This is a genomic window from Vibrio rarus (genome assembly GCF_024347075.1).
Taxonomy (GTDB): domain Bacteria; phylum Pseudomonadota; class Gammaproteobacteria; order Enterobacterales; family Vibrionaceae; genus Vibrio; species Vibrio rarus.
Genome location: NZ_AP024901.1, coordinates 695999 through 722978, shown reverse-complemented (window position 1 = coordinate 722978; position 26980 = coordinate 695999). Strand labels below are relative to the sequence as shown.

Sequence of the window (26980 nt, the reverse complement as noted above, 5' to 3'; positions counted from 1 at the left end):
GGTTTTATATCATCTTATATGACAATTGTGTGATTTCTCGGATTTAGCTCACACAACAAAGTAACAATGAATTATTGTGGTTTTTTTGTGCCAGCCATCACAAACAGTATCTGCAACAATGAAAATCAAAGTGAGCGTTTTGTGATTTAGCGATTTAGATGATTTTTAGTGACTTTTTGCGGAGATTTAGTACAAAGTCGCCAATGGGATCCGGCTAAGCCTTAAATGACAATCAAGCAAAATAGAAATAGAAAGATAAAAAGAAGCAATATTATATGTGGAGGAAGACGTTGTCTTGTTATTAAGTCGCGAGGTGATTAATGAGGTTATAAGTGCATATTTATTTGAAAGATGGCTATGAGATATTTCTCATAGCCATCTTGTTTTATTACTTAATTAAGCCAAATGCTCTTGGTAGCGCTAAGCTAATTTCAGGAATAAATGTGATTAATAGCAGTGTGACAATCAAAACGGCACAGAACGGCAATATTGATTTAATAACACTTTCAATTTTCGCACCACTGACACTACAACCAACAAATAACGCAGTACCCACAGGTGGGGTGGCGATACCAATACATAAGTTGAAGATCATCATCATTGCAAAGTGGATAGGGTGCATTCCTAACTGAGTTGCAATTGGCATGAAGATTGGAGTGAAAATCAATACCGCTGGAGTTAAGTCCATAAACATACCTACAATCAATAGGATAATGTTCATTAAGATAAAGATAATAATTGGGTTATCTGAGATAGATAGCATCCATTGACTGATCATGCTTGGTAGACCAGTAAATGCCATTGCCCAAGACATGATGGTAGACGCCCCGATCAAAAATAGCATGATGCCGGTAATTTCAGCGGTTTCTACACAAATCATTCGCAACTCTTTGACACCTAAGGTGCGATAACAGAGCGATAAGATAAATGAGTAGAGAACGGCGATACACGCCCCTTCCGTTGCGGTAAAAATACCACCAATGATGCCACCAATAACGATAAGAACTAAGCCCATACTTGGCACTGCGCGCCATGTAATAAGAAGTTTTTCGCGAAGGGTATGCTGAACAGGAGCACTTTTATAGCCTTTACGTTTGGCAATAATATACGCCACAACCATACAGCTAAGGCCCATTAAAATACCAGGTACGTAACCGGCGATAAATAGAGCTGCAATGGAGGTACCGCCACTCACAACAGAGAAAACAATCAAAGAGTTACTTGGTGGAATAAGCAGACCCGCCGGGCAAGAAGCCACGTTCACTGCGGTAGAGTAAGACTTATCATAGCCTTCTTTTTCCAGTTCAGGCTCTAGGGTTTTACCTACTGCCGCAGCTGCCGCAACTGCTGAACCCGATACAGAACCAAATAGCATGTTAGCCAGTACGTTCACATGAGAAAGGGCACCAGGGAAGCGTCCCACCAACAATTTAGCAAATTGAACTAAGCGAGTGGCAATACCACCACGGTTCATTATGTTCCCCGCTAATATAAAGAAGGGTATGGCGAGTAAGCTAAAACTGTCTATCCCGGTGACGATTTTTTGACCTGCGGTCATGAATGCCACGCTGCTAGGCAGGATAGATAACATAATCACCAATGAAGACATGGCGATGGCAACTGCGATAGGAATACTAAACGCAATGAGCAATAGAAATAGGCACAGTAGCCAAAATCCAACAGAAATATCCATCTTATTCACCCTCACTTATAGACTGATGGTTAGACGAAAATGCTTCAATAGTATTGAGAGCGAGATAAATTAACATCAAGATTCCAGATAAAGGCAAAATGCAGTACACGTATGCCATTGGAATTTGTAGGGCTGGTGAAAATTGCGTCATAGTGCGGCTCATTAATAATAAGCCCCCTTTGATCATTGCCATGCTAATAAATGAAGCTGACACTAAGTTAATCAGTAAATAAACGTATTTACGATGCTTAGCTTTGATAGCGTCAATAAACAAAGTGATAGCTAAGTGTCCGTTTTTACCAAATAGGTAACTGGCACCGGCAAGGCCGAACCAAATCATAAGGTATCGAGCCAATTCATCGGTAAATGAGCTTGGATCATTGAGTACATAGCGACTAAATACCTGCCAAGTGACCGTAATCACTAGGGTGACGATGGCAAACCCACAAAAGGTAAGGATGGCCTTGTCTAAAAAGGTTTTAAATTGGCGAAAAAATGCGTTCATCTTTTTCTCCACGTTAAGATCAAATAATAAGCCCTCCACAAATAGGAGGGCAAAGGATAAAAGAGAGGACTTACTTACATTGCTTCAATAGAGTCAATATAAGGATTAAGTGCCGCATCTTTTTTCGCAGCTTCAATCATAGGAAGCACTTTTTCACGGAATTTGCTGGTATCTACTTTGATGAAAGTAACTCCAGAATCTTTACCGATTTTCATGTTTTTCGCGTCAGTTTCAGCCCAAATCTTAAATTCAGCTTCCATAGATTCTGTAGCAGCTTCTTTAACGATTTTTTGCTGTTTGGCATTTAAACTAGCCCAAGTAGACTCAGAGATCATGATAAGATCCGGTGTCATCATGTGTTGGTCCATAGCGTAGAATTTAGCCACTTCAGAGTGTCTCATTTCAACAAGGCTTGAAATGTTGTTCTCTGCAGCGTCAATAACCCCTTGTTGTAGCGCTGTGTACACTTCAGTAAATGGTACTGGTGTTGCGCGAGCGCCAAGGAGACGAATCATTTCCATCATTGTTGGGGATTCAGGTACGCGAATTTTTAAACCTGCTAGATCCGCTGGAGTGTGAATAGGTTTAGCACTGTAGAAGCTACGAGAGCCTGAATCATAAAAAGTGAGGCCAATGAAGCCTTTACCTTTACTAGACATCAGCAATTTCTGCGCAGAATCACTGCGTAGGAATTTGTGCATATGGTCAGTATCGCGGAATAGGTAAGGAATAGAGATAGCTTTGTAAGTAGGCTCAAATGATTCAGCCAATGAACCATTAATTTTGGCCATATCCAATGCACCCGTAACCACTTGCTCAGCTTGGTCACGTTCTGAGCCTAGCATGCCATTAGGGAAAATCTTAACAGTAAGATCACCGCCTGATTTTTCTTTCACTTTTTCAGCAAAAACAGTCATACCTGCGTGAGCAGCACTGTCTAAGCTCATTGCATGTCCAAGGGTTAGCGTTCTAGCGCTAACGCCAAACGTTGCCAAAATTGATGCAACAGCGAGAGTTGCGAGAGCTTTTTTCATTTGAGTATTCCTCATATTTGATTTGATTAAGTATGTGATATTAGCGTTTATTAATGCGATTTCTCTTTTTGTAGTTTCGTCATCTTATATTACAAAATTGCTTTTAATATGACTCGGATCACACTGTGAAATAAGCCTGATATGGCGTGTGGTTTTTGTGATCTGTCTTGCAGAAATGCGTTTCAATAGTGAGGAATAAGGTTTCTAATTTGGTTTTATAGTGAGTCACATCGACATTTTTAATGTTTGCTGTGTATGTTCAACATGGTTTTTATGAGTAGGGGAATGCGCTTCCTTGTTATTAAGTAGTATTTATTGGTGAGGTTTGCTATCGATAAATATTCAAGATGCGAGTGATTTACTATGCATGACTGTGCATAGTAAGTGCTGTGATAGATAAGACGAATTGGCAGAGATTAGCTGGTGTGAATAGTGCAGGTTCGATAGTGAGTGTAAAATCTGGCCACTGACTGATGTGGATGCTTGCTTGCAAAAGTCAGTGGTTGGTTTGAATAAACAACGCTATTTTTGGGTGTTTTCCTGAGTAAAGAAAATAGAGTCATTATGTGAGCAATGATGGGTGTTCACTTCTAATAAAGATAATACAGAACAATAAAAGTTATCTTGACTGAAAGGTAGGTCTTTATTTTTAACGACATCTTGGTATTTAAACGGGGAAGAGTCATTGAGCCATGCGATAGCTGCCACGTGTTTTTGCACTTCAGGAGCAAAGGCATAAGGCATACCATGCAAGTAAATATCGTCTTCACCTAATGATTCCCCATGATCGCTAATGTACAGCAGTGCGGTCTCGTATTGACCAGAATAGGTATCTAACCAATCAATGCTTTGATCAATAAAGTGATCAGTAAACAAAATCGTATTGTCATAAGCATTGATGATCTGCTCGCTGGAGCACTTATCTAACTGATTGCTCTTACAAACGGGTGCGAACTGAGCAAATTTTTCAGGGTAACGTTTGTAGTATTCAGGCCCATGACTGCCCATGGAGTGCAATACCACCACAATATCTTGCTTAGCATGTTGTTTTACATAGTCATCAAGGCCGACTAGCATGCCCGTATCGCGACACTCAGGGTTACAAATAGTGTTGAGATCTGAGGATTTATACGATTGATATTCAACACGCTCAGCCACCCCTTTTGATGAAGAGTTATTGTCGCGCCATAACACAGCTACGTTATTTTCTTTTAATGTGTCCAGTACATTGAGTTTGTTATAGATAGATTTGCTATCGAAATCACGACGGGGATCAGATGAAAACATACAAGGTACAGATACCGCGGTAGACGTGCCGCAACTGGTCATATGAGAAAAGCTGATAACGCCTTTACGTTGGCTTAGTTGTGGATTGGTGGGTCTGTGATAGCCATTTAATGAAAAGTGATCTGCTCGACCTGTTTCACCGACAATTAATACAATTAAGCTGTGTTTGTTGCTGTTTTTATGCTCAATTTTGGCGTCAGGAACGACATTGATCATTTGTTCAGCCGGTTTTAATAAGTCTTTATGGGCGGTTTTAAAAAACTTGCTGAAAGAATAAATAGGGAATAGCGGCGCTGAATAAAACCGAACGCTTTTGTATTCACGAAAGAAAGAGGCGTAATTGGCAGAAAAGGGCAACAATGCCAGCACTATGATAAAGAGTGCTAAAACAATAGACAGCGCTTTAGCACGGATTTCTAGCCAAATAGATTGATAGTTGAGGGATGTTTTGCCAATAAGATAGGCGGGTAATACGGCGCCTATGAGCATGACCAACACTAATTTAATGGAGAGCAAACCAAAGGCCTCTGCGGTATCAGTTTGCCACATGTTCTGTAGCATAGTGGTATCGATTACCACACCATAGGTCCATGAGAAGTACGCCGCACTAGCGCCAATAAAAAAGCCCAAAATAAGAACGATTTTAGTGAACAAACGTCCACCCAATAGAGAAAACACCAATGCGTGTGCGGCGACTAAAAAAATGGCGACACTGATAACAAATGCGGTATTTCCCTGAGAAAGAGGGAAGGCTTTAATAAAGTGTTTAAAGAAAGCGAAATTAAACAAAGCTGAAAAAAGCACCGCGCAAAGCCATATAAGGCGGTATTGTGGCGTTATCAAACGTGTGAGTATCTTCATCAAATGACCTCTATACAACACTAACTCTATTTCTTTATGCTTCAGTATGTCGCAAAATCATAAACTTAGCTGAAAAATCATAAGCATAAAACTAAGTTTTAATAATTATAGTTATTTAGGACGATGGTATAAGGTGCATTTTAACGTTTCTATTGCCCTGAATGGGCTCATGTTACTGACCAAGTAGGCTTTGCTCCTACTTGGTATTGTTAAGGCGTGTTAAGGGAGGGTTACTGGCCTTCTAATGGAACGACCAAAATATCGATAGGTGAGGCGTGGATAAGATGTTTAGAGTAAGAAATAATACGGCTCCAAAAATCATGATGATGACCACAAATCAAAAGATCGATATCAAATTCTGCAATGGTGTTAGCTAATTTGTCACTAAGATCTCCCGTACCAATTAAAAAGTGCTTAATGGGGAGGTCTGTGGAGTCGGTGATTTGTTTTAATTGTTGTAGCGCTGCTCGTTTGATGGGAGGTTCCTGCTTATCGACTTGAATATCAACTAAGTCTGGATATATCTCACCATGTGAACCATCGATGTGAACAAATGAAACATCAGCTCCAAGTATATCAGCCAGAATACTAGCCCTATGGATAAGAACCTTACTGTCTTCTGATAACTCTAGAGCGACTAGAATGTGTTGGTATTTCATAACGGCACCCTATTGCTTTTAGTGTTAGTACTGGTTAAAGCATAGCCACTTTTTATTAAAAAGAGTGCAATAGAGCTCGCATAACGACCTTAACCTTAAATTTAATAAGGATAATGTGATCAACTTTACGTTAGGCGTGTCTTATATTCGTTAAATCCGGCCACAATGGCATCGATAACTACTTGTTGTGCATTGGTTTTTCGGGTGCGGTATCGATAAACTAACGAGATATCCCGATGGGGAAACTCATAATCGGTCATCCACTCTACAAGGCGGCCTTCTTGCAACGCTTCTTCTGCAATGAACTCAGTGACAAAAGCAAAGCCTAAGTTGTTTTCTGCCATTTCTACTACCGATTGCGCGCTGGCCAGTGACACTTTTGGGTATAGTTTCACTGTCTCAAGGTTTTGCAATTTAGTGTTATACCCTGTGATGAGCTGATGTTGTAAATGGCCGATATAATCCAACTCTTTGAGTTGGGAGAGGGTTTGTGGGGCAGAGGTGACGAAATTAGGAGAAGCCACCACTTTGACGTCAATGGACATGAGTTTTTTGGCAATGAGATTACTATCGGGTAGATCGCCTACCAACACTCCAATATCTGCATCAGGGTCTAAAGCTGAGGTATCTGTTGCGGGAATAAACTTAAGTTTAAGTTTAGGGTATTTGATAAGCAGTTCTTCGATCTGCTTTTTTATAAAATAGTGATAAACAAAATCGGTACAGTCGATAGACACTTTACCTGAGATGTCATTTTTATCATTGTTAATATTATCAATTTCTTCAGCAAGGTTGAGGTAGTGTGGCGCTAAGCGTTGATAATATTGCTCACCGGTACTGGTGGGGTATAAGTTTGTTTTAGAGCGGATAAATAATCGTGCGTTAACATCATCTTCTAAGGAGGAAATACGCCTACTCACCGTTGATAAGGGAATCTCCAGTTCTTCACTGGCCGCTTTCATGCTGCCCAGTTTTACTACCTGACAAAAGATATAAAAATTATCAAAGTGCTTAGCCATTCTATTCCTTAGCATTGACGTATTGCAGACTATTTTTAAACATACTTCACTCGAAGCAAAGTTTCGAATGATACCAGTGGTACTCAATAACGGGTCATTCTAGCTTGTTAAAATACTCGATAACTGCGTTACAATTTTTGATTGTAGAATAACGACTTATCGAAAATTCTGCCTTGTTTTCGAGATTTTTTCCTGCGCTATTTCTGAACACTTACTTAGTGTGATTGGTATTATAAGTGTAACTACATTTATATACAAAAAAGGCCCTAAATCAAGAATCTAGGGCCTTTTGCTATTTAGTGCATACTAACGAAAATTAAAGTTCGATAGTCGCTGTTTCGCCGTCTACAGTGAGCTCTAGAGTATTACCTACTAATTTATGAGACACTTCAATTTGCTCACCCTTGTTCTTATTAGGAACAAGTAGAGTCAGAATATTGTGCTCTTTAGACGCTTTGAATTCCACTTCAACGTGACGGTGAACTTCAAGATCTTTAAATTCGTATGGGTCAACTTCACCGAAGCCTTCAACATTCTTCACAGAAGTGATGTTGTCTGCAGATTCGTTGATGAAGTTCACATCAAGATGCGCGTTTTCACCACGGATAGTGAATGACTTGTCAGCGACTTCGTTAGTGAAAGTTGTGTGCATTAGCCAAGTCATGTCTTTCTCTTCAGAAAGTGTTGCCTTGTCTTGCATTACAAATACTTTACCTTGTACAAACCAAACTTTACGTTTGTAAGATTCGATTTCTGGAACAAAGAATTTGTATGATGCTGTTGCATCGCCTTCAACCATTTTGATATCTGATTCAGTATCGTAATCGGTGATGTTACCACCTGCTTCGATACAGAAACGGTCTTGGTGACCTTCAAACTTGGTGTTTTTGTTCTCGCCGTACTGACCTTTACCACCGAATAGAGGAAGGTTTTTAGAGAACGTATGACGACGCCATTTAGTATGCATGTCCACACCGAAACCACCGTAGTAGCCAGTAACAGACGCAAGTGTTTCGCCAAATGCATGTAGAGTAAATGCGTTTTGGTCACCATGAGAGTGGCTAATAGAGCCAAATGGAGAACACTTAAATACCATATGGATGTGTTCTTCGCGCTCAGTCATCTTGTTGTGGAATGCAGCCCAACCTGTGATTGGGAATACTTTCAACAATGGATCATTTGATGGCGCTTGCTCTTCTGGTGCATCCCAAAGGATGTTAAAGCGAAGATCGTCGTAACCAAAGTCCCACCAACCGAAGTTGTAGAATTTAGTGTGCGCTTCAGTGTCACGCGCTTTAAGTTGGTTGTAGTACCAAACGTATTCAGGTTTTTGGTTAACACCCGCGTAATGCTTGATGTTGTAAGCCAATTTAAGACCTGGGAAATCACCAATTGAAGACTGGTCACAGAAGCTGGCGCGCTTAGAGTGAACTGGCATGCAGTATAGTGGGAAGTCACCGGTGTTTTCGTAGAATGTTTTGTTAAACATGTCTACACCACAGTAAGCTTTCAATAGGTCAAATGCTTCACCTAGGAATGCAGTTTGTGTGTTCCAGTAGTCAGGACCTTCAGCCCAACCGCCGTCTTCACCGCCCCATGGTGGGTAGTGTACTGCGTAGTATTCTAGTGCGTATGCGATGTATTCGCCTGCTTTAGGGTGATCGTGGTAAAGCGCGATACACGTTGGGATAATAGCAGAAGAAATTGAACGAACACCGTGGCTGTTAAGTGGGTTGTTCAGTAGATCAACCGTCACTTTAAGGTGGTGCATGATTTCGTCAAGGCGAGTGATCAATGCATTTTTAACAATTTCACGCTCTTCATCAGTGAAGTGTGCGTTCAACCAGTCGTAACCCCAAGCCATAGCTGCAATTACGCGGAAAGCGGCTTCATCGTTGTAACCACGAGATGTCACGCCTTCTGGATCGTATGTAGCGAGTTTAAGAGTCCAAGCTTTTGCTTTTGCAATAAGAGCGTCGTCTTCGTTAACAATACCAGCAATAGATAGGTTACGAGTTGCGTTCATTGCCATTTGGCAATCAACGTACATTTGACGCCAGTAAGGACGCCAAAGAGAGGCTTTATCTACTGTTTCTGGTGGGTATGCTTGAGGCTCTTCAAATGGTGCTGTTTCATAGAATTTCTCTGTAGAATTCTTGATGAAATCGTCGTACATGCAGTAAGAAGGATCAGCTTTAACTTTTGCTTTAAAGTCTGCAAGGTCTGCACCTTGTACAAGAAGACGAGGACGTGCTTCTGAAAGTGTGTCTAGAAATGAAAGGTCAAAGTCTCTTTTTTGTACTTCAATAGGTAGAAGATCAACTAGGTTACCTGCTGACGTATCATTCTCTAGTTTTATTCTTCTGATAGCATCAAGCGCTTTTTCGTTGCTCATTTACGAACTCCCGTGAAAAATCGTAGTGTGGGGGAACAAATATAATTCTATAAAACTTATTGTAATACAATTAGCTGTTGAACTCGATGGGCTTTTTTAGAAAATATCTATTTTGTGACAGCCTCCGCAGGTCGGGTTTTTTATCATGTCGTGTCGCGGTGGTCTATCGTTTGTTAAATCAAGTTACAATTACGTAAACTTACAGCCTACTTTGTCAGGTTAGGGGGTACCTTTATACGCTAAATATGGCGATAAAATCCTTTATAGCATGCGGTTTGGCAAAAAATCTTGGGGTATTAGTATGACTTTATGTTGCGGGGGGAAATTATAACAAATGACAATGGGAGCAATAAAACACAGCAACCCATTCATAGCGCTTATACACATATGCTTACATTTTGTTGCGTACATGAGCTTGCCTATCCGTGAGGCATTTTATTCGCTTTAACAAGCAAACTGACCTTTTGAGACCAATATATTCTGCCGACGGTTTCGTTATTCAAGGGGTAGCGAGAAGAAAATTTCATTACAAGGAAGTGAATCACAGATGTCTTGGAGAGACCTTGGTTAAACAGGCATCCTTTGCTAAGTTTAATCCATAGAGTGATAAAAAAGGTAAACGAAATGAAAGTAAATATTCAAACACATCATGTATCCATTACCGAAGATTCACGAGTAGAGATTGAAAGCAAATTTGCAAAGCTAACCAATCACTTCCCGCAATTGATCAGTTGCGACATCATTATTACTAAACAACATGGTCAGCATGAAGTTGAGATTTTCACTAACTATGAAGGTGTAAGAGTCACCGCGAAATCCGTCAGTGAAATCATGTATCCAAGCATTACTGCCGCTATCAAAAAACTCGAAGCGGGGCTTAAAAACCGTAAAGGGCAGTTGAAATCAGACTTACATGAAAAGCCAACCAGCACGAAACCAGAAATCGCATCAGATATCATTCAGGAAATGAAATTGGTTTAATCCAACCTAAAAAATGATAAATCTTGATTAGATCGTAAAGCCAGCATGCCAATGCTGGTTTTTTTTGCTTTGATTAACGGGTATCTGCTGCGCTATTTCTGATCACTTACTTAGTGTGATTTGTATTACTGTGATAACAATAACAGCCTGTACAAATTGCAGAAACCAAGCTCACATATTTGGCAGGTGCCAATATCATAACATTTAATTGCATATTAACATTTTCCCTAGTGTATTAACTATTTATTAGCAAAATCAAAGGATTAAGATGTCTATGCATAATGAATTAAGTCTAAAAAAAGAGTTCAAGAAAAATTGGGGCTCTCTATTGGTCTTAATTTTTGTGATAGCCGCTTTTGGCTACCTATTTATAGAGTTACATAATGCCATTTCTGCCATTAGAGAAATGGATCAATTAATAGATGCCGCGCCCCAGACTCTTCCTATAGGGGGGTAAGTCATATAATCCTATTCATTACCCGCTCTTGAGTCTGCTTTTAGCCTGCCATCAGGCTAATTCTGTTTTCGTTGCAAGCCAAACGGCAAGCTTTCAAACAGTTGTGGTGTGGTGGTGGTATTTGGACCCAAGGTAGGCGCATGCCAATCCAACAACATGATGGCCAGCACATTACGATGCTCGCCATGACTAAAGTCCGTACTCCCCGTGACTGAAGGGACTAATTTTGCTTGTGGATTGATGGCTTGTTTAATGGCTTGTCTCGTCTTGTAGACAACCGGATCATCTTGCAACCCCGCCAATAAGAAACTGATGCCGACCTCTGCAATAATATCTTGTTTAGTGTCACTAATAATACGGTCGATATGAGTTCTAAAGTAATGAAATACCCAAGGGTGATCGGCCTCTTTTACCTGTTTTTGATAATAGTTAGAGTCAGCGATGATGAGATGTGTCATGCCATACAGTTTGTTTTGGTATTGCTGAGCAGATAATAGGTGATCTTCATTATCAGGGTAGGTGTGTTGGAGGGTTTGGGTAAAGAGTGCTACATAATCTCCCAGTTGCAATTGCTTTAACCAATAGGCTTGATTCGCCAGTTGGGCCGCCCAAGCTTGCACCATAATTTTATTGGTAAACAGTTCGGCAAATGGATAATGCAAAAGTCGTTGGCGGAATTTGGCATTATTGCTGTGTTGCAGTCCATAGTCATCGATTCGCGCCATATAGCGCAGAAGATCAAGACCTAAATACACATAGGCCGGGTTATCTTGAATAGTGTTAACGCGTCTGGTGCTGCGCTCATCGTTACTCTGGTGGTAATCCGCTAATTTTTGTGTGGCATATTTTGACATGGTTTCTTCTGAAACCATGTCACTGGAAAATTGATTCAGTTTTATGGAGATATTGGCGATATCTTCTTGAACAAGAATTTGGTATTTAGGGTCATGTGTTTGGCGAAACATTCTTAACCCAAAATGAGTTTGCTTATAAGGGGATAAAGTAAACAGACCTTGTTCGTAATTGTGCTTAATAGTATTGGCTTCAAACTGATCAGTTTGTGAAGCATTATCTGCAATCAATGGGTAAAGAGAAAGACCACAAAATATTATCATTGCTATGCATAGCAAGGTCGAAGCCACTTTTTTCATGCGTTTATTGCCTATAATCGATGAAAACTATGAATACATTCTAGTTTAGATGATGACTATATAAGGTATAGAGTAAGTGCAATATAGCAGATGTTGGGGTGTTCGATAAACCTTTGAATATTGTGGTATTACGCTCTACAAATTAATGAAAGTTAAGTATTTTGCTCAACAGAGCCCTACACGGCGCAATATTGTCCACATCCGCTGGAATAACAAGCACTGTATCGTCACCGGCAACAGAACCTAAAATTGCAGCATCAGAGTCAAAATCAATCAATCGAGCAATCAGTTGTGCACTGCCAGGCTTCGTTTTCACAACGATCATGGATTTATTATTTTCAATCGATTCAATTTGAGAAGCAATAGAAGAGTTAAAGCGTATCGGGCTACTTTCTGGCGTCAGATAATACACTTTTTTCCCTAATGAATTAGGGACTTTAATGACACCAAGTTGGCATAATAGGCGAGAAACTGTGGATTGGCTGATGCCAGGAAAACCATGCTCAATTAAACTTTGTCTTAGTTCACTTTGATTATGGAAGCTATTGCTTTGAAGTAATTGTTTGCATACACACTCCAGAGAGCGCGCTTGACTGGGAATACGTGCCAAGTTTGAACTGTTATCCATAGAGATCCTTTTCTAGATGGTAAATCAGATTTACTAACAGGCGACGGATATTATCACTGAAGCTAAGGGCAATATATGAACAAGATCACCTTATGAGAATAACAATGCATTGTTATTCAGTAGGTTGCATAATTATTTGCTGTTTTATTGCTCACATTTATGAGTTCTGTTTCACTAACACAGATGATTTATTATAGAGAGATATACGCCAAGTCAATGCCTCAGTTGGTTATATCGCTCTAAATAGTAGTTTTCATTATTGAATATTTACCTTGCAATTTTGAAGGTCAAATCGAGTTTGATACCGCATCTATGCAATCCGTTACATAAATGCGAGGTATAAATGAACGCATCTAGTGTCAGATGTTATGTTTCATAAAAAAGTGATCCCGTTATCATAAATGAAATGATTGATGTCGATATTTGGTATTTTGCTAGCACACATTTAGGCGTAACTTAACTCTATCGAAATGATAGCCAATGAGTTTTATATGGTTAACTTTCGTGGGGATATATAAAGAGTAGCAATGAGTAATTAATCCGTTATTTACTTAAGTTGCTGCACTATATATAGAGTTGAACTGCCAAATACGAGGTTTATTATGAGGCTGGATGGAATCAGCGGTGACATTCTTGTCGCTGCAAAAAGAGTTGTTCTTTGCCAAGTAGTATTAGCCGTCGGTGTAGTTTTATTTGAAGTGTTATTCGGTAATAAAGTAGATATGGAATCTGCAGCGCTTGGTGTCATTGTTGCAATGCTACCACCACTGTTTGGTTTTATATATGCGAGTTTAAAAGTTCAAAGAAATCCTAATTATAGCTTACGCGATCTTATGCAAATGAGTCGTGTAGTTAAAATTGTTTATACATGTCTAATGTTCATTATTGCATTCCGATTCTTCGGTTTGGATAACCCAGTAATGTTAGAAGCGTATATAGTGACAATGATTGGTTATTTCTTTGCACCATTTATTATTGGCTCTCATAAATCGGAGTACGCGTAGTATGGAAAATATTACCACTGCTCATGAATACATAGAGCATCACTTAACATTCTTAACTACAGGTGATGGTTTCTGGGCTCTCAATATAGATTCTATGTTGGTGTCTTGGATTACAGGTTTATTATTTATCGGTGCTTTTCGATATGTTGTGACTAAAGGAACCAGCGGTGTTCCTGGACGTTTCCAATGTTTAATCGAAATAACATTTGAGTTTGTAAATAATCTAGTAAAAGAAATTTTTCAGGCAGAAGATAAATTGATTGGTCCGCTGGCATTAACCACCTTTGTTTGGGTGTTGTTAATGAATGCAGTTGACTTACTACCTATCGATTTAGTACCACAAGTCACCGGCGCTATGGGTCTTAGCCACTTTAGAGACCTTCCGACAGCAGACGTAAACGTTCCAATGTCGATGGCACTAGGTGTATTTATTCTTCTATTAACTTACACATTCAAAAATAAAGGACTGAAAGGGTTTATTAAAGAGTTAACAACTCAGCCATTTGATAATCCACTTTTATACCCAGTTAACTTTGTTCTTGAACTAGTAACGCTAATTTCAAAACCAATATCACTAGGTTTACGATTATTCGGAAACATGTACGCAGGTGAAATGATATTTATCCTGGTTGCATTAATGCCTTGGTGGATGCAATGGGCACTCAGTGTTCCATGGGCTCTATTCCACATCTTAATCGTTTTCTTACAAGCATTTATTTTTATGGTTCTTACAATTGTTTACTTAGGTATGGCAGTAGAAGAACACTAATAATTCACACAGATTTAATTAACAAATTTATATATCGGAGATACAAATGGATATCGTAAGCGCAGTTTTATATGTAGCAGGTGCACTATTGATTGGTCTTGGTGCGGCTGGTGCAGCATCTGGTATCGGTAACTTGGCTGGTAAATACCTTGAAGGTGTTGCACGTCAACCAGATCTAACCCCAATGCTTCGTACTCAATTCTTCATCATGATGGGTCTTGTGGATGCTGTACCGATGATCGGTGTTGGTATCGGTCTATACATCATCTTCGCAGTAGCTTAACTGAATCTCAACAAGCTTAGTAAAGATCGATTTATAAGTATTCAAGATTTAGTTTAGTGAGGAAGGTATGAACTTAAATGCAAGCATGCTGGGACAAGCAATTTCATTCGTGATTTTTGTTTGGCTATGTATGAAATATGTATGGCCACCTCTCACAGCGATGTTAGACGAGCGCCAAAAAGAAATTGCTGAAGGCCTACGCCATTCAGAAAATGCCGCTAAAGAGCTAGAAATAGCCAAAGCGAACGGTGCTCAACTCATCGAAGATGCGAAACGCAATGTGACTGAAATGGTTGAACAAGGCAACAAACGCCGCAGTGAAATCATCAGTCAAGCACAGCAAGAAGCTGAGCAAGAAAAAGCACGCATCTTAGAACAAGGTAGAGCCGAACTAGAAGGCGAGCGTCAAAAATTACGTCAGGAACTTCAGGCGAAAATGGCAGACGCAGTAATTGAAAGTGCACAGAAGTTGATTAGTAAGAACCTGGATTCTGAAGCGAACCGAGCTCTAGTTGATCAATTGATAAGCGAAATCTAAGCGGAGGCAATATGTCAGAGTACACCAGTATTGCTCATCCCTACGCCAAAGCATCGTTTGACTTTGCTTTGAGCGAGAACAAGTTACAAGAGTGGCAACAAATGCTGTCAATTCTTGTAGCTGTGGCAGAAGAAGAAACAATCGCCAATGAAATTTCTTCAGCACAAGGTGCAGGCGCACAACAAGCCGAAGGGCTAGCCGACATCATGATTGAGGTTTGCCAAGGGCTTGTTGACGAGCATGTTGTCAACCTAATTAAAGTTCTGGCAGAGAATGGTCGTCTTGCGGTTTTAAGAGAGTTGTTCGAACTGTTTACCGAGCTAAAGGATGAACATGATCGTGTAATTCCTGTCACTGTCACAAGCTCAGAATCGCTGACACATGAGCAAGTCGCGTCACTTACTGCCGCACTTGAGAAAAAATTAGAACGTAAAGTTGAACTAGAGCAAGTGTTAGACACCACTATGGTCGGTGGGATTATCGTTCAAGCGGGCGAAACAATTATTGATGGTTCAGTGAATACATCAATTAACCGACTAGCTAGTCAACTTCACGCGAGATAGGTAACAGATATGCAATTAAATTCAAATGAAATTAGCGATCTGATCAGAGAGCGTATCGCAAAATTCAATGTGAGCACTGAAGCTCGCAACGAAGGTACTATCGTCTCTGTTCGTGATGGCATCATTACCATCAATGGTCTTGCTGACGTAATGCAAGGTGAGATGATTGAATTGCCAGGTGGTAAGTTCGCACTAGCGCTTAACCTTGAGCAATACTCTGTAGGTGCCGTTGTAATGGGCCCTTACACAGATCTTTCTGAAGGTATGAAAGTTAAAGGTACAGGTCGTATCTTAGAAGTGCCAGTAGGTAACGGACTGCTAGGTCGTGTTGTAAACACACTTGGTGAGCCAATTGATGGTAAAGGTTCAATCACTTTCGATCAAATGAACCCGGTAGAAGTGATTGCCCCTGGTGTAATCGAACGTAAATCTGTAGACCAACCTATTCAAACTGGTTATAAAGCCGTTGATACCATGGTGCCAATCGGTCGTGGTCAACGTGAGCTTATCATCGGTGACCGTCAGACTGGTAAAACAGCGATGGCAATCGATGCCATCATCAACCAAAAAGATTCTGGTATTAAGTGTGTGTACGTGGCTATCGGCCAAAAAGCATCAACTATTGCTAACGTAGTACGCAAACTTGAAGAGCACGGCGCACTGGCAAACACTATCGTAGTTGTTGCATCAGCGTCTGAATCAGCAGCACTTCAATACCTTGCGCCTTACGCAGGTTGTACTATGGGCGAATATTTCCGTGACCGTGGTGAAGATGCACTGATCATTTATGATGATCTATCAAAACAAGCAGTAGCGTATCGTCAAATTTCGCTACTTCTAAAACGTCCACCGGGCCGTGAAGCATTCCCAGGTGACGTATTCTACCTCCACTCCCGTCTTCTAGAACGTGCCGCTCGTGTAAACGAAGAGTACGTAGAAAAATTCACTAACGGTGAAGTGAAAGGTAAAACAGGTTCATTAACTGCTCTACCAATCATCGAAACTCAAGCAGGTGACGTATCAGCGTTCGTACCTACTAACGTAATCTCAATTACAGATGGTCAGATTTTCCTTCAGACTCAACTGTTTAACTCAGGTCTACGTCCAGCGGTTGATCCAGGTATCTCTGTATCACGTGTTGGTGGTGCTGCTCAGTGTAAGATCATTAAGAAACTGTCTGGTGGTATCCGTACTGCATTGGCTCAATACCGTGAATTGGCAGCGTTTGCTCAGTTCTCATCTGACCTAGATGATGCAACTCGTAAACAGCTTGACCATGGTGAACGTGTAACTGAACTGATGAAACAGAAACAATACGCGCCTATGTCAGTAGCCGCTCAAGCTATCGTTATCTTCTCTGCTGAGAAAGGTTACCTAGCGGATGTTGAACTTTCTAAGATTGGATATTTCGAACAAGAGTTGTTGGCTTACGCAAACAGCCAAAACCCTGAATTGATGGCAAAAATCAATGAGAAGGGCGACTACAATGACGAAATTGAAGCGGGTCTACACGAGATTCTGAAAGGTTTTGTCTCAGTGAAATCACTGTAAAGCTCTGGTTTGTTGACTAGAAAACGAAACAAATTAGGAGCAGATAATGGCAAATACTAAAGAAATTCGCACCAAGATAGGCAGTGTTAGTAACACTCAAAAAATCACCAGTGCAATGGAGATGGTTGCGGCAAGTAAGATGCGTAAAGTTCAAGATCATATGGTGCAAACTCGCCCATATGCCGAGAACATGCGTCAGGTTATCTCTCATGTCGCGTCGGGTTCGTTGGAGTATCAACACCCGTACCTTCAACAGCGTGAGCCAAAACGTGTTGCGTACATCATCGTTTCTTCTGACCGCGGCTTATGTGGCGGCTTGAACAATAACTTGTTCAAGAAAGTACTGGAAGAAATGCAAGAATGGCGCGCTAAAGGTGTAGAAGTTGATACCACTTTGATTGGTTCAAAGGCCATCAACTTCTTCCAACGCGGCGGTAACGTCGTAGCGCAAACTGCTGGCCTAGGTGACACTCCAAAACTGGAAGATATTTTGGGCACAGTTAACGCGATGTTGAGCCACTATGATGAAGGTAAGATCGACAGTTTGTATTTGGTTTACAACAAGTTCGTCAACACCATGGTGCAAGAACCAACAACAGCACAATTGTTGCCACACCCATCAGATGTAGAAGCTGATGCGTCTGCTAAAAAAGAGCGTCGTTGGGACTACATCTATGAGCAAGCACCAAAAGATATTCTTTCTGAATTGTTACACCGATACATTGAATCGCAAGTGTACCAAGGCATCGTAGAGAGTATCGCGTGTGAGCAAGCCGCTCGAATGGTCGCAATGAAAGCCGCCACAGACAATGCTGGTCAACTGATTGAAAACTTACAATTGGTTTACAACAAAGCGCGTCAGGCAGCTATTACCCAAGAACTGAGCGAAATCGTTTCAGGCGCCCAAGCGGTATAGGGTTCGAAAAGAATTTGAGGATTTAGACATGAGTGTCGGAAAAATAGTTAAAGTGATCGGTGCGGTGGTTGACGTCGAATTCAGCCACAATAACGGTCCTCGCGTTTATGACGCATTGAACGTAAAAGGCGACGAATTAGGCTCGCTAGTATTAGAAGTTCAACAACAAATGGGCGGCGGTATCGTTCGCTGTATCGCGATGGGTACCTCTGATGGTCTTCGTCGTGGTCTTGAAGTTGAAAACACAGGTTCTCCAATCACAGTACCAGTAGGTGAAGAAACGCTTGGTCGTATCATGAACGTACTGGGTCACCCTATCGATGAGTGTGGTGAGATTGGTCAGAAAGAAAACTACGAAATTCACCGTGCTGCCCCTTCTTATGAAGAGCAAGCAAACAGTACTGAACTACTAGAAACAGGCGTTAAGGTTATCGACCTTATCTGTCCATTCGCTAAAGGTGGTAAAATCGGTCTGTTCGGTGGTGCTGGTGTTGGTAAAACAGTAAACATGATGGAGCTTATCAATAACATTGCTAAAGCTCACTCAGGTCTATCTGTATTTACGGGTGTTGGTGAACGTACTCGTGAAGGTAATGACTTCTACTACGAAATGAAAGAAGCGGGCGTTCTAGACAAAGTTGCCATGGTGTACGGTCAAATGAACGAGCCACCAGGAAACCGTCTACGTGTTGCGCTAACCGGTCTTACAATGGCTGAGCGTTTCCGTGATGAAGGTCGTGACGTACTGTTGTTCATCGATAACATCTACCGTTACACCCTTGCGGGAACAGAAGTGTCAGCACTTCTAGGTCGTATGCCTTCAGCGGTAGGTTACCAACCTACACTGGCAGAAGAAATGGGTGTGCTTCAAGAGCGTATCACTTCTACTCGTCAAGGTTCGATCACGTCTATCCAAGCGGTATACGTACCTGCGGATGACTTAACGGATCCATCGCCAGCAACCACGTTTGCTCACTTGGATGCAACCGTTGTATTGTCTCGTAACATCGCAGCGCTAGGTCTTTACCCAGCCATCGATCCACTAGACTCAACTTCACGTCAGCTTGATCCTCAAGTTGTTGGTGAAGAGCACTACAACATTGCACAAAAAGTTCAAACAACGTTGCAACGTTATAAAGAACTTAAAGATATCATCGCTATCCTAGGTATGGATGAGCTATCTCAAGAAGATAAGCAAACTGTATCTCGTGCTCGTAAGATTGAACGTTTCTTAACTCAGCCTTACCACGTAGCAGAAGTATTTACTGGCCAAAAAGGTGTGTTCGTTCCACTAAGCGAAACTATCTCTGGCTTTAAAGGCTTGCTAGAAGGTCAATACGACGATATCCCAGAACAAGCGTTCTTGTACTGTGGTTCTATCGACGAAGTGCTTGAAAAAGCGAAATCTATCTAAGAGGCGCAGTGCTATGGCTATCGGAGTTACAGAGAATACATTTCAACTTAACATCGTAAGTGCGGAAGGTACGCTGTTTTCAGGGCCTGCACATGCCCTTGCGGTTTCAGGTGCTGACGGTGAGTTGGGTATTCGCCCAGGTCACTCACCACTTCTAAGTAAAATTAAACCAGGGGTAACGGTTTTCGTTACTGGTGAGAAACAACAAGAGCAAGTGCTTTATGTTTCTGGTGGTTTAGTTGAAGTTCAACCTGATGTAGTTACCGTTTTAGCGGATACAGCATTGCACGGTAAAGATATTGACCGTGCTCGCGCTGAAGAAGCAAAACGCGCTGCGTTAGAGAACATCAACAAAGGCGAAACTGACGCTAATTTTGCTCAAGCTCAGCTTGAGTTAGCGAAAGCGATTGCCCAGTTGCGCGCTGTAGAGCTAACCAGCTCTCGTCGCCACTAAGAGCTTTCGGGCGCAGAGTTTTCGGACTCACTATACCAACTTGAGTTCATTCTTGAGTTGGTATCAGTTAAAAAACTGATTTGTTCTTCTATACTTATAAGGTAGTAAAACAGATCAGCTATTTCGAGTAAGCGGTTTACTGTAAGACTTACACGGAAACAACAGTTCTTTTAGCAGAGAAACTCAGAACAGTAGTAGTTCTGATCCCCTAAGGCCTCAGGTGACTCACCCTCTCTCTGAGGTCCTTTCCTTTGTGACGTTTACAATTCCATTAATCGTACTAAATCACTGATCATTCTAGCTTGTTAAAACACTTAATAACGGCGTTGCAATTTTTGATTGTAGAACAACGACTTATCGAAAAATCCCACCTTGTTTTCGAGCGTTTTCCTGCGTTATTTCTGATCACTTACTTTGTGTGATTAGTCTTATTCCAATCATAGCCAGTATCGGAGCATTTAGCATGGCTGAAATGAAGTTTGCTCAAGGGTCAAGCAAATGCCGTTGATGGTTTACGTGAAGGAAGATAGGCATGGTAGCCCCTTTTATCCTGTTCCATTGATTGGGCTAAAATGTATCAATGTATGTATTCATTAATGCGTCTATGTTGCCTCAATGTGCGCTTATCCTAATGAATTCAAGGGTCGATGGAGCAAGTGGGTTGCAGGTGAGAGGAAAATCACTCTTAGAGAATAAATAAACGCTTTACAGTAGCAATATATAGTGTATATTCCACTTTCACTCTGTGATTCAGAGTTATTAATGAAATATAAGTTAAAAGCAAAACCCTCAGTATTCCTTCGTTAGTGTAGTCATCCTCAGTGTTTCCTTAGCTTCATCGTAACATTAAATAATTCAAAATTTCAGCGTCTCGCAATATCGCGAAAATAAATGATTTTTATAAGGGACAGATTATGTCTAACAAAACTACTGGTATCGTAAAATGGTTTAACGAAGAGAAAGGCTTTGGCTTTTTGACTCAAGACAATGGCGGCCAGGACGTATTCGTTCACTTCCGTGCTATCGCATCTGAAGGCTTCAAAACTCTAGCTGAAGGCCAAAAAGTGTCTTTCACAGTTGAGCAAGGTCAAAAAGGCCTTCAAGCTGCTGACGTTGTAGCTCTTTAAGTTACAGCTATCTAAGCTAAGTTAGAATACTCTAATTTTTAGTTAGCGTAGATGATGCTTAAATCATCTACGCTATTTTTTACTTAACCCATTAGCAATTTATATCGTAATACCGCAAATAAATACCTCTCTAACATCTACAAACCGTAAACCTGCAAACTGTACATGTCATCAAGTTAGTTATTTCCTTCGCTACATCAATATAAATATCTATACGTCTATCTAATTCAGCGACCGTGGATCTCTGAAAAAGTATTGGTCGTCTTTAATTTAAGGAAATGTATGTCTCGTTCTATTGGACGCAAACGCTTTTGGTTTCAAAAGTTGCGCACGCAAACAAGCATCAAATTTAAAAAAGCCAGTTAATATAAGTTAACTCCCTGTCAGGTTATTCGACTCAAGCCGTTTTCGTGATCCAGAACGCTTTGAGTATAACCTTGTTATGTTCTCCTTTATTCCTCGTTCTGCCATCCTTCTTTCTGTCTCTGCTACAGCAATTAATAAACGTATTTTGGCTTACTGAATGCTACGTGATTTGTAAACCGCTTGAATTCATAGGCTTCTGGTATTAATTTAACGGCCAATAGTAAATGGATAGAGAAGTACCAATGACAACAGAAAACAGTAATACCCCTGTATGGGCACAACCGATGCCACAATCTCAATTTGAATTTATGTCGAAGGTATTATCAGCACCTTCCCCGATTGGCTTTGAAGCTGCAATGAGTTACGGCATTATCAAACCAGAATTTGACGCTTTTATGCCGCAAGAGTGGGGCACTCACCAATTTAAAGGTAATGCGAGCATCGTTTTTGATTCACATCCTGGACGTGACGATCTCACCAGCGTGATGATTGTGGGCCATGCAGATAAAATTCGTATGCAAGTACGTAAAATTGATAACGATGGTAAGGTGTGGATCAACACGGATTCCTTTTTACCAACCACATTGATTGGCCACGAAGTACAAGTCTTTTGCCAAGACCCGGCCAAATTAGGTTGTTACAAAGTGATCAAAGGTGGAACCGTCGAATCTTTGGGTGCCATCCACTTCTCAACACCTGCACAGCGCACTGGTGAGCAAGGTATTAAGCCAGAATCTATTTATCTAGAACTGCAAATGCATGGCGACGATCGCAAAGCTCAAGTAGAAGCGCTTGGTCTACGTGTTGGTGACCCTATTTTACTTGATCGCCCTATTAAACGTGGTGTTGCACCCGATACTTTCTATGGTGCTTACTTAGATAACGGCTTAGGCTGTTTCTCTGTTGCAGAAATTGCCCGCACTTTTGCCTCTGAAGGCTTAGACAATGTACGCGTTCTTTACACTATCGCCACTCATGAAGAAATTGGTCGTTTTGGCTCAACGCAAGTGGTTGGTGAGCTTAAACCTGATGTGTTGATCGCAACAGACGTAAACCACGACTATGAAGCAGCGCCAGGCATTGGTCATCGCAATATGAACCCGTTACAAATGGGGAAAGGTTTTACTGTGGGTCGTGGTTCTGTATCGTCAGAATTTTTGGTGCAAACCTTAGAAACCTTATGTCGTGAAAAAGGCATTCCAATGCAGTTAGATTTTTCTGGTCGAGATATGGGTACGGACGGCATGGCCGCCGCTCTTGCGGGTGTGGATAGCGCTGCAATAACCATAGGGTATCCGATCCGCAACATGCACACCTCATCAGAGTCTGCGCATACGGGCGATCTATTAGCGTCCATTGAGGCCATTAGCCAACTACTACGCCACTTCAATACCATGAATGATGGCAAAGGTATGACTCGTGACGATCTTAAAAACAGCCATATCAGATTAGATAATCTGTCATAGTTTAACGCCTTGAAGATAAAGCGCTCATTCTTTGAGCGTTTTTTTATGCGTGTCATTTAATGTCTTTTCATATAATTAAGCTGATTTTGTCTATATCAGTCACAATTAATCACTAGAGGGTGATCAACGCTTTTTGACCTTGTATACTCTGCAAGGAACGATCTTAATGAGACAAGGGAACCATCATGCCTAAGGCAAGTGAAATCAAAAAAAGTGCAGCGATTGAGCACAACGGTAAAGTGTACTTCGTTAAAGAAATCAATAAACTAACACCAAGTGGTCGTGCTGGAGCTAGTTTGTACCGTATGCGTATGTATGATGTCGCAACAGGGGCGAAGGCGGATGAAAGCTTTAAAGCCGATGAAATCATTAACCTTGCTGATTTCAGTCGCCACCCTTCAACATTTTCATACATCGATGGTGATGAATATGTATTTATGGATAGCGAAGATTATACGCCGTATAACTTTAACCAAGAGAGCATTGAAGAAGAACTTCAGTTCATCAATGAAGAGACTCAAGGTATCTTTGTATTGCTTGTGGATGGCAACCCAGTGGCACTGGAACTTCCATCAGTCGTTGAGTTAGAAATTATTGAAACTGACCCTTCCATTAAAGGGGCATCGGCTGCAGCGCGTACTAAACCTGCAACGCTAACAACAGGTCTTATCATTCAAGTACCAGAATACATTGCTGGCGGTGAGAAAGTTCGCGTTAATACTTCCGATAAATCATTCATGGGCCGCGCGGATAAATAAACCCGCTCGTCTTTCAGTACACAGTAAACGCAGTGGCTTATGGTCGCTGCGTTTTTTTTATGTTCTATTGTGAACTTTCCTACCGCTATTGAGTATAACGAAGCACAGTAAGATGTGTTTTGTTGCGCAGTTAATCCTATCTATCTTATTGTGTTCAACTTTATATTTGTTACTATATTGCTACAATTTGGTGATAATTCTGTTTAATTTATTGTTATTGAAAGGGCATTTTTACCTGATCAATGATGAACAAATTGAAAGTGGTATGGAGGATTAAGGTATGAATGTACGGATGGCATTGCAAATAGCGATTTGTATGACGGTCGTTCTCACTCCTGTTAAAGCCAGTACTGCCGAAGGTGACGCAAGCACCTACATTGTCAATGGCAGTGAGGTATCGGTGCAAACTTTCCCCTCCTTTGTGAGCCTGTTTTTTGATCAGTTTGACTCATCGGGCCTTTATCAAAATTATTGTGGCGGAACGATTCTCGACCCATACCATGTACTCACCGCGGCCCATTGTGTAGAGGGGGACTCTTACTACTACACATACACCTCTATTGCACCGCAATTGCAACATGAACAGCAAATCTTCAGCCCCTTTCGCGGTTTAGAACAAGTAGAATTAATTCGTGGCAGTGAGTTCTATTACCCAGATACATTTGTTGATAGTGCGTCTGCAAGTTGGCCTGATGACATTGCCATCATTAAATTAGAACAGCCAATGGCGGTGAGTTCGGCAGATTATGCTCAGTTAGCCACATTAAGCGATAAAGCCAGATACGATATTGTGGGTACCCCCATGACAGTGATCGGCCATGGTTATACGCGCTCTAGTAGCGATGATACGCAAGCACTGCAAGGTGTTACACAGACTCTACTTTCTAACATGCAATGTGCATCAGCAAATATCAGCAGTAACCAGCTGTGCTTACAAGGTGCCTTTAACAGTGTTAGCGGGTTATTAGATTCTACATGTGGTGGAGATTCTGGGGGGCCATTGTATTGGTATGATGGTAGCCAGTACATTCAGGTGGGCATTACGAGTTTTGGCCCTTCACAGTGTGGTGATCCGGATGCCGACTACTCCTCAGCGTATATCGAAGTGGCGGAGTATCGACAATGGATTGCCGCTGTATTGGATGGGCGAGTAACACCAAAAATTATTGTAACGGAGTTTGACCGAGAAAATTATACGCCCGAAGAGGACTCTGACGATTTTGCAACGCAGTCAGCTGGGGCTATAGGTTGGTTTTGGTTATGCATTGTGTGGCTAGGTCGACGACGGACGTTATTGCCGTAAAATTACGCCATTTACGAGTCTTTGGCTTCAATGGCGCAATTGGCAAACGTTATTTGTTCTTGACGTGCCACTTGATCGGTTTGTTGAGCATCTTGTGAGGCATCGTATAGGCCGTTCATAAAAAAGCCTACAATGACACCGAGAATAACAAATTGAATGGGCTTCATGTTCATGGCGATCCTTACAACAGTAACAGCGGAACCTTTATCATTAATCTTAGCTTTAAACGTCTTAGTTATCAAAAAGAGTGCATATCGAAAGCTCAGTCACAAAGATGCACACTACTTAAAGCCCAGTATTTGAAAATTTTAACTAACTTGGGTGCTTAGCTACACATTAGAATGCATACTATGTGATCGAGAGTATGTAATCAGAGGCATAGCAAGTTATTTAAAGCAGACCTGCGCCCAACGAGCTAAGCCAGAGGTGACAGAGCCAAAGTAGTTACCGCTGACGATGGGCACCTTAGGTAATAGGTTTTCTACCGCCTCTCGCAATACTCGAGAGCGCGCTGAGCCACCGGTCATAAAAACCACATCTGGAGTAATTTGAGATTGGCGCACTGCCTCTAGCACTAATTTGCAGATTTTTTCCTTGGGCACGCTAATGGCTTGTTCCATCTCTTTTTGGCGCATAGGGATGGTAATGACTTCACTGAGTAAATTAATGGTCGCCTCAAAAGAGGGGCTGTCTGAGAGGGCGATTTTGGCATTTTCTGCTTGTGAGACAATGCCATATCCTAGTGCCCCTTGATGAACCTCAAGCATGCGAGCGAGTTTGCTTGGTTGCTGTGCCTCTCTGCGCAACTGCTTTAAGAAGGCGAGATTTTCTTTACTGTAAAATTCACGTTGAGCTTGTACATTGTTGATCAAAATAGAGTGCCAAAACTGGCTAATGGGTATTTCAAGGCCAGAGTGTTTACGGCTACCTTTGCCAAATTCGGTCATAAAATGTTTAAAAGCAATATGTATATCCAGATCATTTCCGCCAACCATCTGACCTGTGTGCCCGAGTAACGTCTGTGTTCTATCCCTTTTCCCTACCCAAGACGGCCCCATTTGGATCATGGAACAGTCGGTGGTTCCCCCACCAATATCGACCACTAATACGTTGAGATTTTGTGTCAGGCTGCTTTCGTAATCGAGTCCTGCGGCCACTGGCTCAAATTGAAACTCTACATTTTTAAAGCCTGCTCGCGTTGCGGCGCGAAGTAAAATATCTTGCGCCTGTTGATTGGATTCCTCGCCACCACGGCCTAAGAAATTCACCGGACGACCAATAACCGTATCGTGGAGATCTTGCTGTAACGTGGCTTCTGCTTGGGATTTTACGTTTTCCATCATGGCGCAGACCAAATCTTCAAAAAAGGCCAGTTGCACATCTTTTAATCCACGAGCACCAAGGAAAGATTTAGGGGATTTGATGTAGTACACATCTTTTGGATCTTGTAAGTACAAATCCAGAGCGGGTTGGCCAAACAGTACTTCCTCTTCCAGTACATCAATCCCTTCTTCGAGATTGGTGCGAATGGCGCGTTTTAATATGGCTTTACCTGTATCCGTGATCGGTAAGATATTTTTATTGCGAAATAGATATTCAGACACGGATTCAGAGGTGGGTGCGCACAGTGTGGATGAGATATATTTCTCCCCATTGGCTAAGGGGATTTGAATAGCTTGGTTATCTCTAATATGGGCGACAGAGCAGTTTGCTGTGCCATAATCAAAACCTATTGCCACTGTTTGTTTTTGCATCTTACAGTCCGAGTCACCGATAACAGGGGCGCAATTAAACACTG

General features: G+C 41.4%; 26 protein-coding genes. 15 read left to right on the top strand and 11 right to left on the bottom strand.

Annotated elements, in window-relative coordinates; genetic code table 11:
• Positions 1-388: 388 nt before the first annotated feature.
• The 7 genes from OCU56_RS16250 to OCU56_RS16220 form a co-directional block, all read right to left on the bottom strand.
• Entirely contained in the window at positions 389-1693 is a 1305-nt protein-coding gene (locus OCU56_RS16250) for a TRAP transporter large permease (RefSeq protein ID WP_261874982.1), read from the bottom strand.
• Between the two features lies 1 nt (position 1694).
• A complete protein-coding gene (locus tag OCU56_RS16245; protein ID WP_261874981.1) occupies positions 1695-2198 on the bottom strand; it encodes a TRAP transporter small permease in 504 nt (167 codons plus the stop codon).
• 74 nt (positions 2199-2272) lie between these two features.
• A complete protein-coding gene (locus OCU56_RS16240; protein ID WP_261874980.1) occupies positions 2273-3232 on the bottom strand; it encodes a TRAP transporter substrate-binding protein in 960 nt (319 codons plus the stop codon).
• A gap of 522 nt (positions 3233-3754) precedes the next feature.
• The gene (locus OCU56_RS16235) at positions 3755-5380 is read right to left on the bottom strand and encodes a phosphoethanolamine transferase (protein ID WP_261874979.1); all 1626 of its coding nucleotides are present in this window, start codon (positions 5378-5380) and stop codon (positions 3755-3757) included.
• A gap of 230 nt (positions 5381-5610) precedes the next feature.
• Complete coding sequence (locus OCU56_RS16230; RefSeq protein ID WP_261874978.1) at positions 5611-6039, bottom strand: universal stress protein; 429 nt, start codon at positions 6037-6039, stop codon at positions 5611-5613.
• A gap of 125 nt (positions 6040-6164) precedes the next feature.
• Positions 6165-7058 carry a LysR family transcriptional regulator gene (locus tag OCU56_RS16225; RefSeq protein ID WP_261874977.1) on the bottom strand — a complete coding sequence of 298 codons (894 nt, stop codon included), beginning with the start codon at positions 7056-7058 and terminating at the stop codon, positions 6165-6167.
• Positions 7059-7374: 316 nt separating this feature from the next.
• On the bottom strand, positions 7375-9453 hold the full coding sequence (locus tag OCU56_RS16220) for a DUF4962 domain-containing protein (RefSeq protein ID WP_261874976.1): 2079 nt from the start codon (positions 9451-9453) through the stop codon (positions 7375-7377).
• A gap of 624 nt (positions 9454-10077) precedes the next feature.
• Between OCU56_RS16220 and hpf the strand changes: the two genes are divergently transcribed.
• Both hpf and OCU56_RS16210 read left to right on the top strand, forming a co-directional pair.
• Positions 10078-10434, top strand: a complete 357-nt coding sequence (hpf, locus tag OCU56_RS16215; RefSeq protein ID WP_261874975.1) for a ribosome hibernation-promoting factor, HPF/YfiA family — start codon at positions 10078-10080, stop codon at positions 10432-10434.
• Positions 10435-10702: 268 nt separating this feature from the next.
• Complete coding sequence (locus OCU56_RS16210) at positions 10703-10891, top strand: hypothetical protein (protein ID WP_261874974.1); 189 nt, start codon at positions 10703-10705, stop codon at positions 10889-10891.
• Positions 10892-10947: 56 nt separating this feature from the next.
• Here OCU56_RS16210 and OCU56_RS16205 read toward each other — a convergent pair whose 3' ends face one another.
• Together OCU56_RS16205 and OCU56_RS16200 are read right to left on the bottom strand one after the other, a co-directional pair.
• On the bottom strand, positions 10948-12006 hold the full coding sequence (locus OCU56_RS16205; RefSeq protein ID WP_261874973.1) for a DUF3541 domain-containing protein: 1059 nt from the start codon (positions 12004-12006) through the stop codon (positions 10948-10950).
• Positions 12007-12184: 178 nt separating this feature from the next.
• Positions 12185-12670, bottom strand: coding sequence for an arginine repressor (locus OCU56_RS16200; protein WP_261874972.1), 486 nt, complete (start codon positions 12668-12670; stop codon positions 12185-12187).
• Between the two features lie 602 nt (positions 12671-13272).
• Here OCU56_RS16200 and OCU56_RS16195 point away from each other — a divergent pair.
• From OCU56_RS16195 to OCU56_RS16135, 13 genes are all read left to right on the top strand, one after another.
• Positions 13273-13674 carry an ATP synthase subunit I gene (locus tag OCU56_RS16195; RefSeq protein WP_261874971.1) on the top strand — a complete coding sequence of 134 codons (402 nt, stop codon included), beginning with the start codon at positions 13273-13275 and terminating at the stop codon, positions 13672-13674.
• Position 13675: 1 nt separating this feature from the next.
• A complete protein-coding gene (atpB, locus tag OCU56_RS16190; RefSeq protein ID WP_261874970.1) occupies positions 13676-14443 on the top strand; it encodes a F0F1 ATP synthase subunit A in 768 nt (255 codons plus the stop codon).
• 46 nt (positions 14444-14489) lie between these two features.
• Positions 14490-14726 carry a F0F1 ATP synthase subunit C gene (atpE, locus tag OCU56_RS16185; RefSeq protein WP_004730405.1) on the top strand — a complete coding sequence of 79 codons (237 nt, stop codon included), beginning with the start codon at positions 14490-14492 and terminating at the stop codon, positions 14724-14726.
• Between the two features lie 67 nt (positions 14727-14793).
• The gene (locus tag OCU56_RS16180) at positions 14794-15264 is read left to right on the top strand and encodes a F0F1 ATP synthase subunit B (protein ID WP_261874969.1); all 471 of its coding nucleotides are present in this window, start codon (positions 14794-14796) and stop codon (positions 15262-15264) included.
• Between the two features lie 11 nt (positions 15265-15275).
• On the top strand, positions 15276-15827 hold the full coding sequence (locus OCU56_RS16175) for a F0F1 ATP synthase subunit delta (RefSeq protein WP_261874968.1): 552 nt from the start codon (positions 15276-15278) through the stop codon (positions 15825-15827).
• A gap of 9 nt (positions 15828-15836) precedes the next feature.
• Positions 15837-17378 (top strand): F0F1 ATP synthase subunit alpha, encoded by a 1542-nt coding sequence (gene atpA, locus OCU56_RS16170; protein WP_261874967.1) that lies wholly within the window; start codon positions 15837-15839, stop codon positions 17376-17378.
• Positions 17379-17424: 46 nt separating this feature from the next.
• Positions 17425-18294 (top strand): F0F1 ATP synthase subunit gamma, encoded by an 870-nt coding sequence (gene atpG / locus OCU56_RS16165; protein WP_261874966.1) that lies wholly within the window; start codon positions 17425-17427, stop codon positions 18292-18294.
• 28 nt (positions 18295-18322) lie between these two features.
• Positions 18323-19708: a F0F1 ATP synthase subunit beta gene (gene atpD, locus OCU56_RS16160; RefSeq protein WP_261874965.1), complete on the top strand. Its 1386-nt coding sequence runs from the start codon at positions 18323-18325 to the stop codon at positions 19706-19708.
• A 13-nt stretch (positions 19709-19721) separates the two neighbouring features.
• The gene (locus OCU56_RS16155; protein ID WP_261874964.1) at positions 19722-20162 is read left to right on the top strand and encodes a F0F1 ATP synthase subunit epsilon; all 441 of its coding nucleotides are present in this window, start codon (positions 19722-19724) and stop codon (positions 20160-20162) included.
• Positions 20163-21076: 914 nt separating this feature from the next.
• Positions 21077-21289, top strand: coding sequence for a transcription antiterminator/RNA stability regulator CspE (gene cspE, locus OCU56_RS16150; protein WP_261874963.1), 213 nt, complete (start codon positions 21077-21079; stop codon positions 21287-21289).
• 590 nt (positions 21290-21879) lie between these two features.
• Positions 21880-23121, top strand: a complete 1242-nt coding sequence (locus OCU56_RS16145; protein WP_261874962.1) for a M20/M25/M40 family metallo-hydrolase — start codon at positions 21880-21882, stop codon at positions 23119-23121.
• A gap of 185 nt (positions 23122-23306) precedes the next feature.
• Positions 23307-23879, top strand: coding sequence for an elongation factor P-like protein EfpL (gene efpL, locus OCU56_RS16140; RefSeq protein WP_261874961.1), 573 nt, complete (start codon positions 23307-23309; stop codon positions 23877-23879).
• A gap of 280 nt (positions 23880-24159) precedes the next feature.
• A complete protein-coding gene (locus OCU56_RS16135; protein ID WP_261874960.1) occupies positions 24160-25182 on the top strand; it encodes a S1 family peptidase in 1023 nt (340 codons plus the stop codon).
• An 11-nt stretch (positions 25183-25193) separates the two neighbouring features.
• Here the strand turns inward: OCU56_RS16135 and OCU56_RS16130 are convergent, their stop codons facing one another.
• The gene (locus OCU56_RS16130) at positions 25194-25355 is read right to left on the bottom strand and encodes a hypothetical protein (RefSeq protein ID WP_261874959.1); all 162 of its coding nucleotides are present in this window, start codon (positions 25353-25355) and stop codon (positions 25194-25196) included.
• Positions 25356-25568: 213 nt separating this feature from the next.
• Entirely contained in the window at positions 25569-26921 is a 1353-nt protein-coding gene (gene yegD / locus OCU56_RS16125; protein WP_261875590.1) for a molecular chaperone, read from the bottom strand.
• Between the last annotated feature and the right edge of the window lie 59 nt (positions 26922-26980).

What these genes read in the sequence shown, in the direction of transcription:
- OCU56_RS16250 (WP_261874982.1), bottom strand. Translation starts at nt 1,693, where the DNA reads ATGGATATTTCTGTTGGATTTTGGCTACTGTGCCTATTTCTATTGCTC.
- OCU56_RS16245 (WP_261874981.1), bottom strand. Translation starts at nt 2,198, where the DNA reads ATGAACGCATTTTTTCGCCAATTTAAAACCTTTTTAGACAAGGCCATC.
- OCU56_RS16240 (WP_261874980.1), bottom strand. Translation starts at nt 3,232, where the DNA reads ATGAAAAAAGCTCTCGCAACTCTCGCTGTTGCATCAATTTTGGCAACG.
- OCU56_RS16235 (WP_261874979.1), bottom strand. Translation starts at nt 5,380, where the DNA reads ATGAAGATACTCACACGTTTGATAACGCCACAATACCGCCTTATATGG.
- OCU56_RS16230 (WP_261874978.1), bottom strand. Translation starts at nt 6,039, where the DNA reads ATGAAATACCAACACATTCTAGTCGCTCTAGAGTTATCAGAAGACAGT.
- OCU56_RS16225 (WP_261874977.1), bottom strand. Translation starts at nt 7,058, where the DNA reads ATGGCTAAGCACTTTGATAATTTTTATATCTTTTGTCAGGTAGTAAAA.
- OCU56_RS16220 (WP_261874976.1), bottom strand. Translation starts at nt 9,453, where the DNA reads ATGAGCAACGAAAAAGCGCTTGATGCTATCAGAAGAATAAAACTAGAG.
- hpf (WP_261874975.1), top strand. Translation starts at nt 10,078, where the DNA reads ATGAAAGTAAATATTCAAACACATCATGTATCCATTACCGAAGATTCA.
- OCU56_RS16210 (WP_261874974.1), top strand. Translation starts at nt 10,703, where the DNA reads ATGTCTATGCATAATGAATTAAGTCTAAAAAAAGAGTTCAAGAAAAAT.
- OCU56_RS16205 (WP_261874973.1), bottom strand. Translation starts at nt 12,006, where the DNA reads ATGATAATATTTTGTGGTCTTTCTCTTTACCCATTGATTGCAGATAAT.
- OCU56_RS16200 (WP_261874972.1), bottom strand. Translation starts at nt 12,670, where the DNA reads ATGGATAACAGTTCAAACTTGGCACGTATTCCCAGTCAAGCGCGCTCT.
- OCU56_RS16195 (WP_261874971.1), top strand. Translation starts at nt 13,273, where the DNA reads ATGAGGCTGGATGGAATCAGCGGTGACATTCTTGTCGCTGCAAAAAGA.
- atpB (WP_261874970.1), top strand. Translation starts at nt 13,676, where the DNA reads ATGGAAAATATTACCACTGCTCATGAATACATAGAGCATCACTTAACA.
- atpE (WP_004730405.1), top strand. Translation starts at nt 14,490, where the DNA reads ATGGATATCGTAAGCGCAGTTTTATATGTAGCAGGTGCACTATTGATT.
- OCU56_RS16180 (WP_261874969.1), top strand. Translation starts at nt 14,794, where the DNA reads ATGAACTTAAATGCAAGCATGCTGGGACAAGCAATTTCATTCGTGATT.
- OCU56_RS16175 (WP_261874968.1), top strand. Translation starts at nt 15,276, where the DNA reads ATGTCAGAGTACACCAGTATTGCTCATCCCTACGCCAAAGCATCGTTT.
- atpA (WP_261874967.1), top strand. Translation starts at nt 15,837, where the DNA reads ATGCAATTAAATTCAAATGAAATTAGCGATCTGATCAGAGAGCGTATC.
- atpG (WP_261874966.1), top strand. Translation starts at nt 17,425, where the DNA reads ATGGCAAATACTAAAGAAATTCGCACCAAGATAGGCAGTGTTAGTAAC.
- atpD (WP_261874965.1), top strand. Translation starts at nt 18,323, where the DNA reads ATGAGTGTCGGAAAAATAGTTAAAGTGATCGGTGCGGTGGTTGACGTC.
- OCU56_RS16155 (WP_261874964.1), top strand. Translation starts at nt 19,722, where the DNA reads ATGGCTATCGGAGTTACAGAGAATACATTTCAACTTAACATCGTAAGT.
- cspE (WP_261874963.1), top strand. Translation starts at nt 21,077, where the DNA reads ATGTCTAACAAAACTACTGGTATCGTAAAATGGTTTAACGAAGAGAAA.
- OCU56_RS16145 (WP_261874962.1), top strand. Translation starts at nt 21,880, where the DNA reads ATGGATAGAGAAGTACCAATGACAACAGAAAACAGTAATACCCCTGTA.
- efpL (WP_261874961.1), top strand. Translation starts at nt 23,307, where the DNA reads ATGCCTAAGGCAAGTGAAATCAAAAAAAGTGCAGCGATTGAGCACAAC.
- OCU56_RS16135 (WP_261874960.1), top strand. Translation starts at nt 24,160, where the DNA reads ATGAATGTACGGATGGCATTGCAAATAGCGATTTGTATGACGGTCGTT.
- OCU56_RS16130 (WP_261874959.1), bottom strand. Translation starts at nt 25,355, where the DNA reads ATGAACATGAAGCCCATTCAATTTGTTATTCTCGGTGTCATTGTAGGC.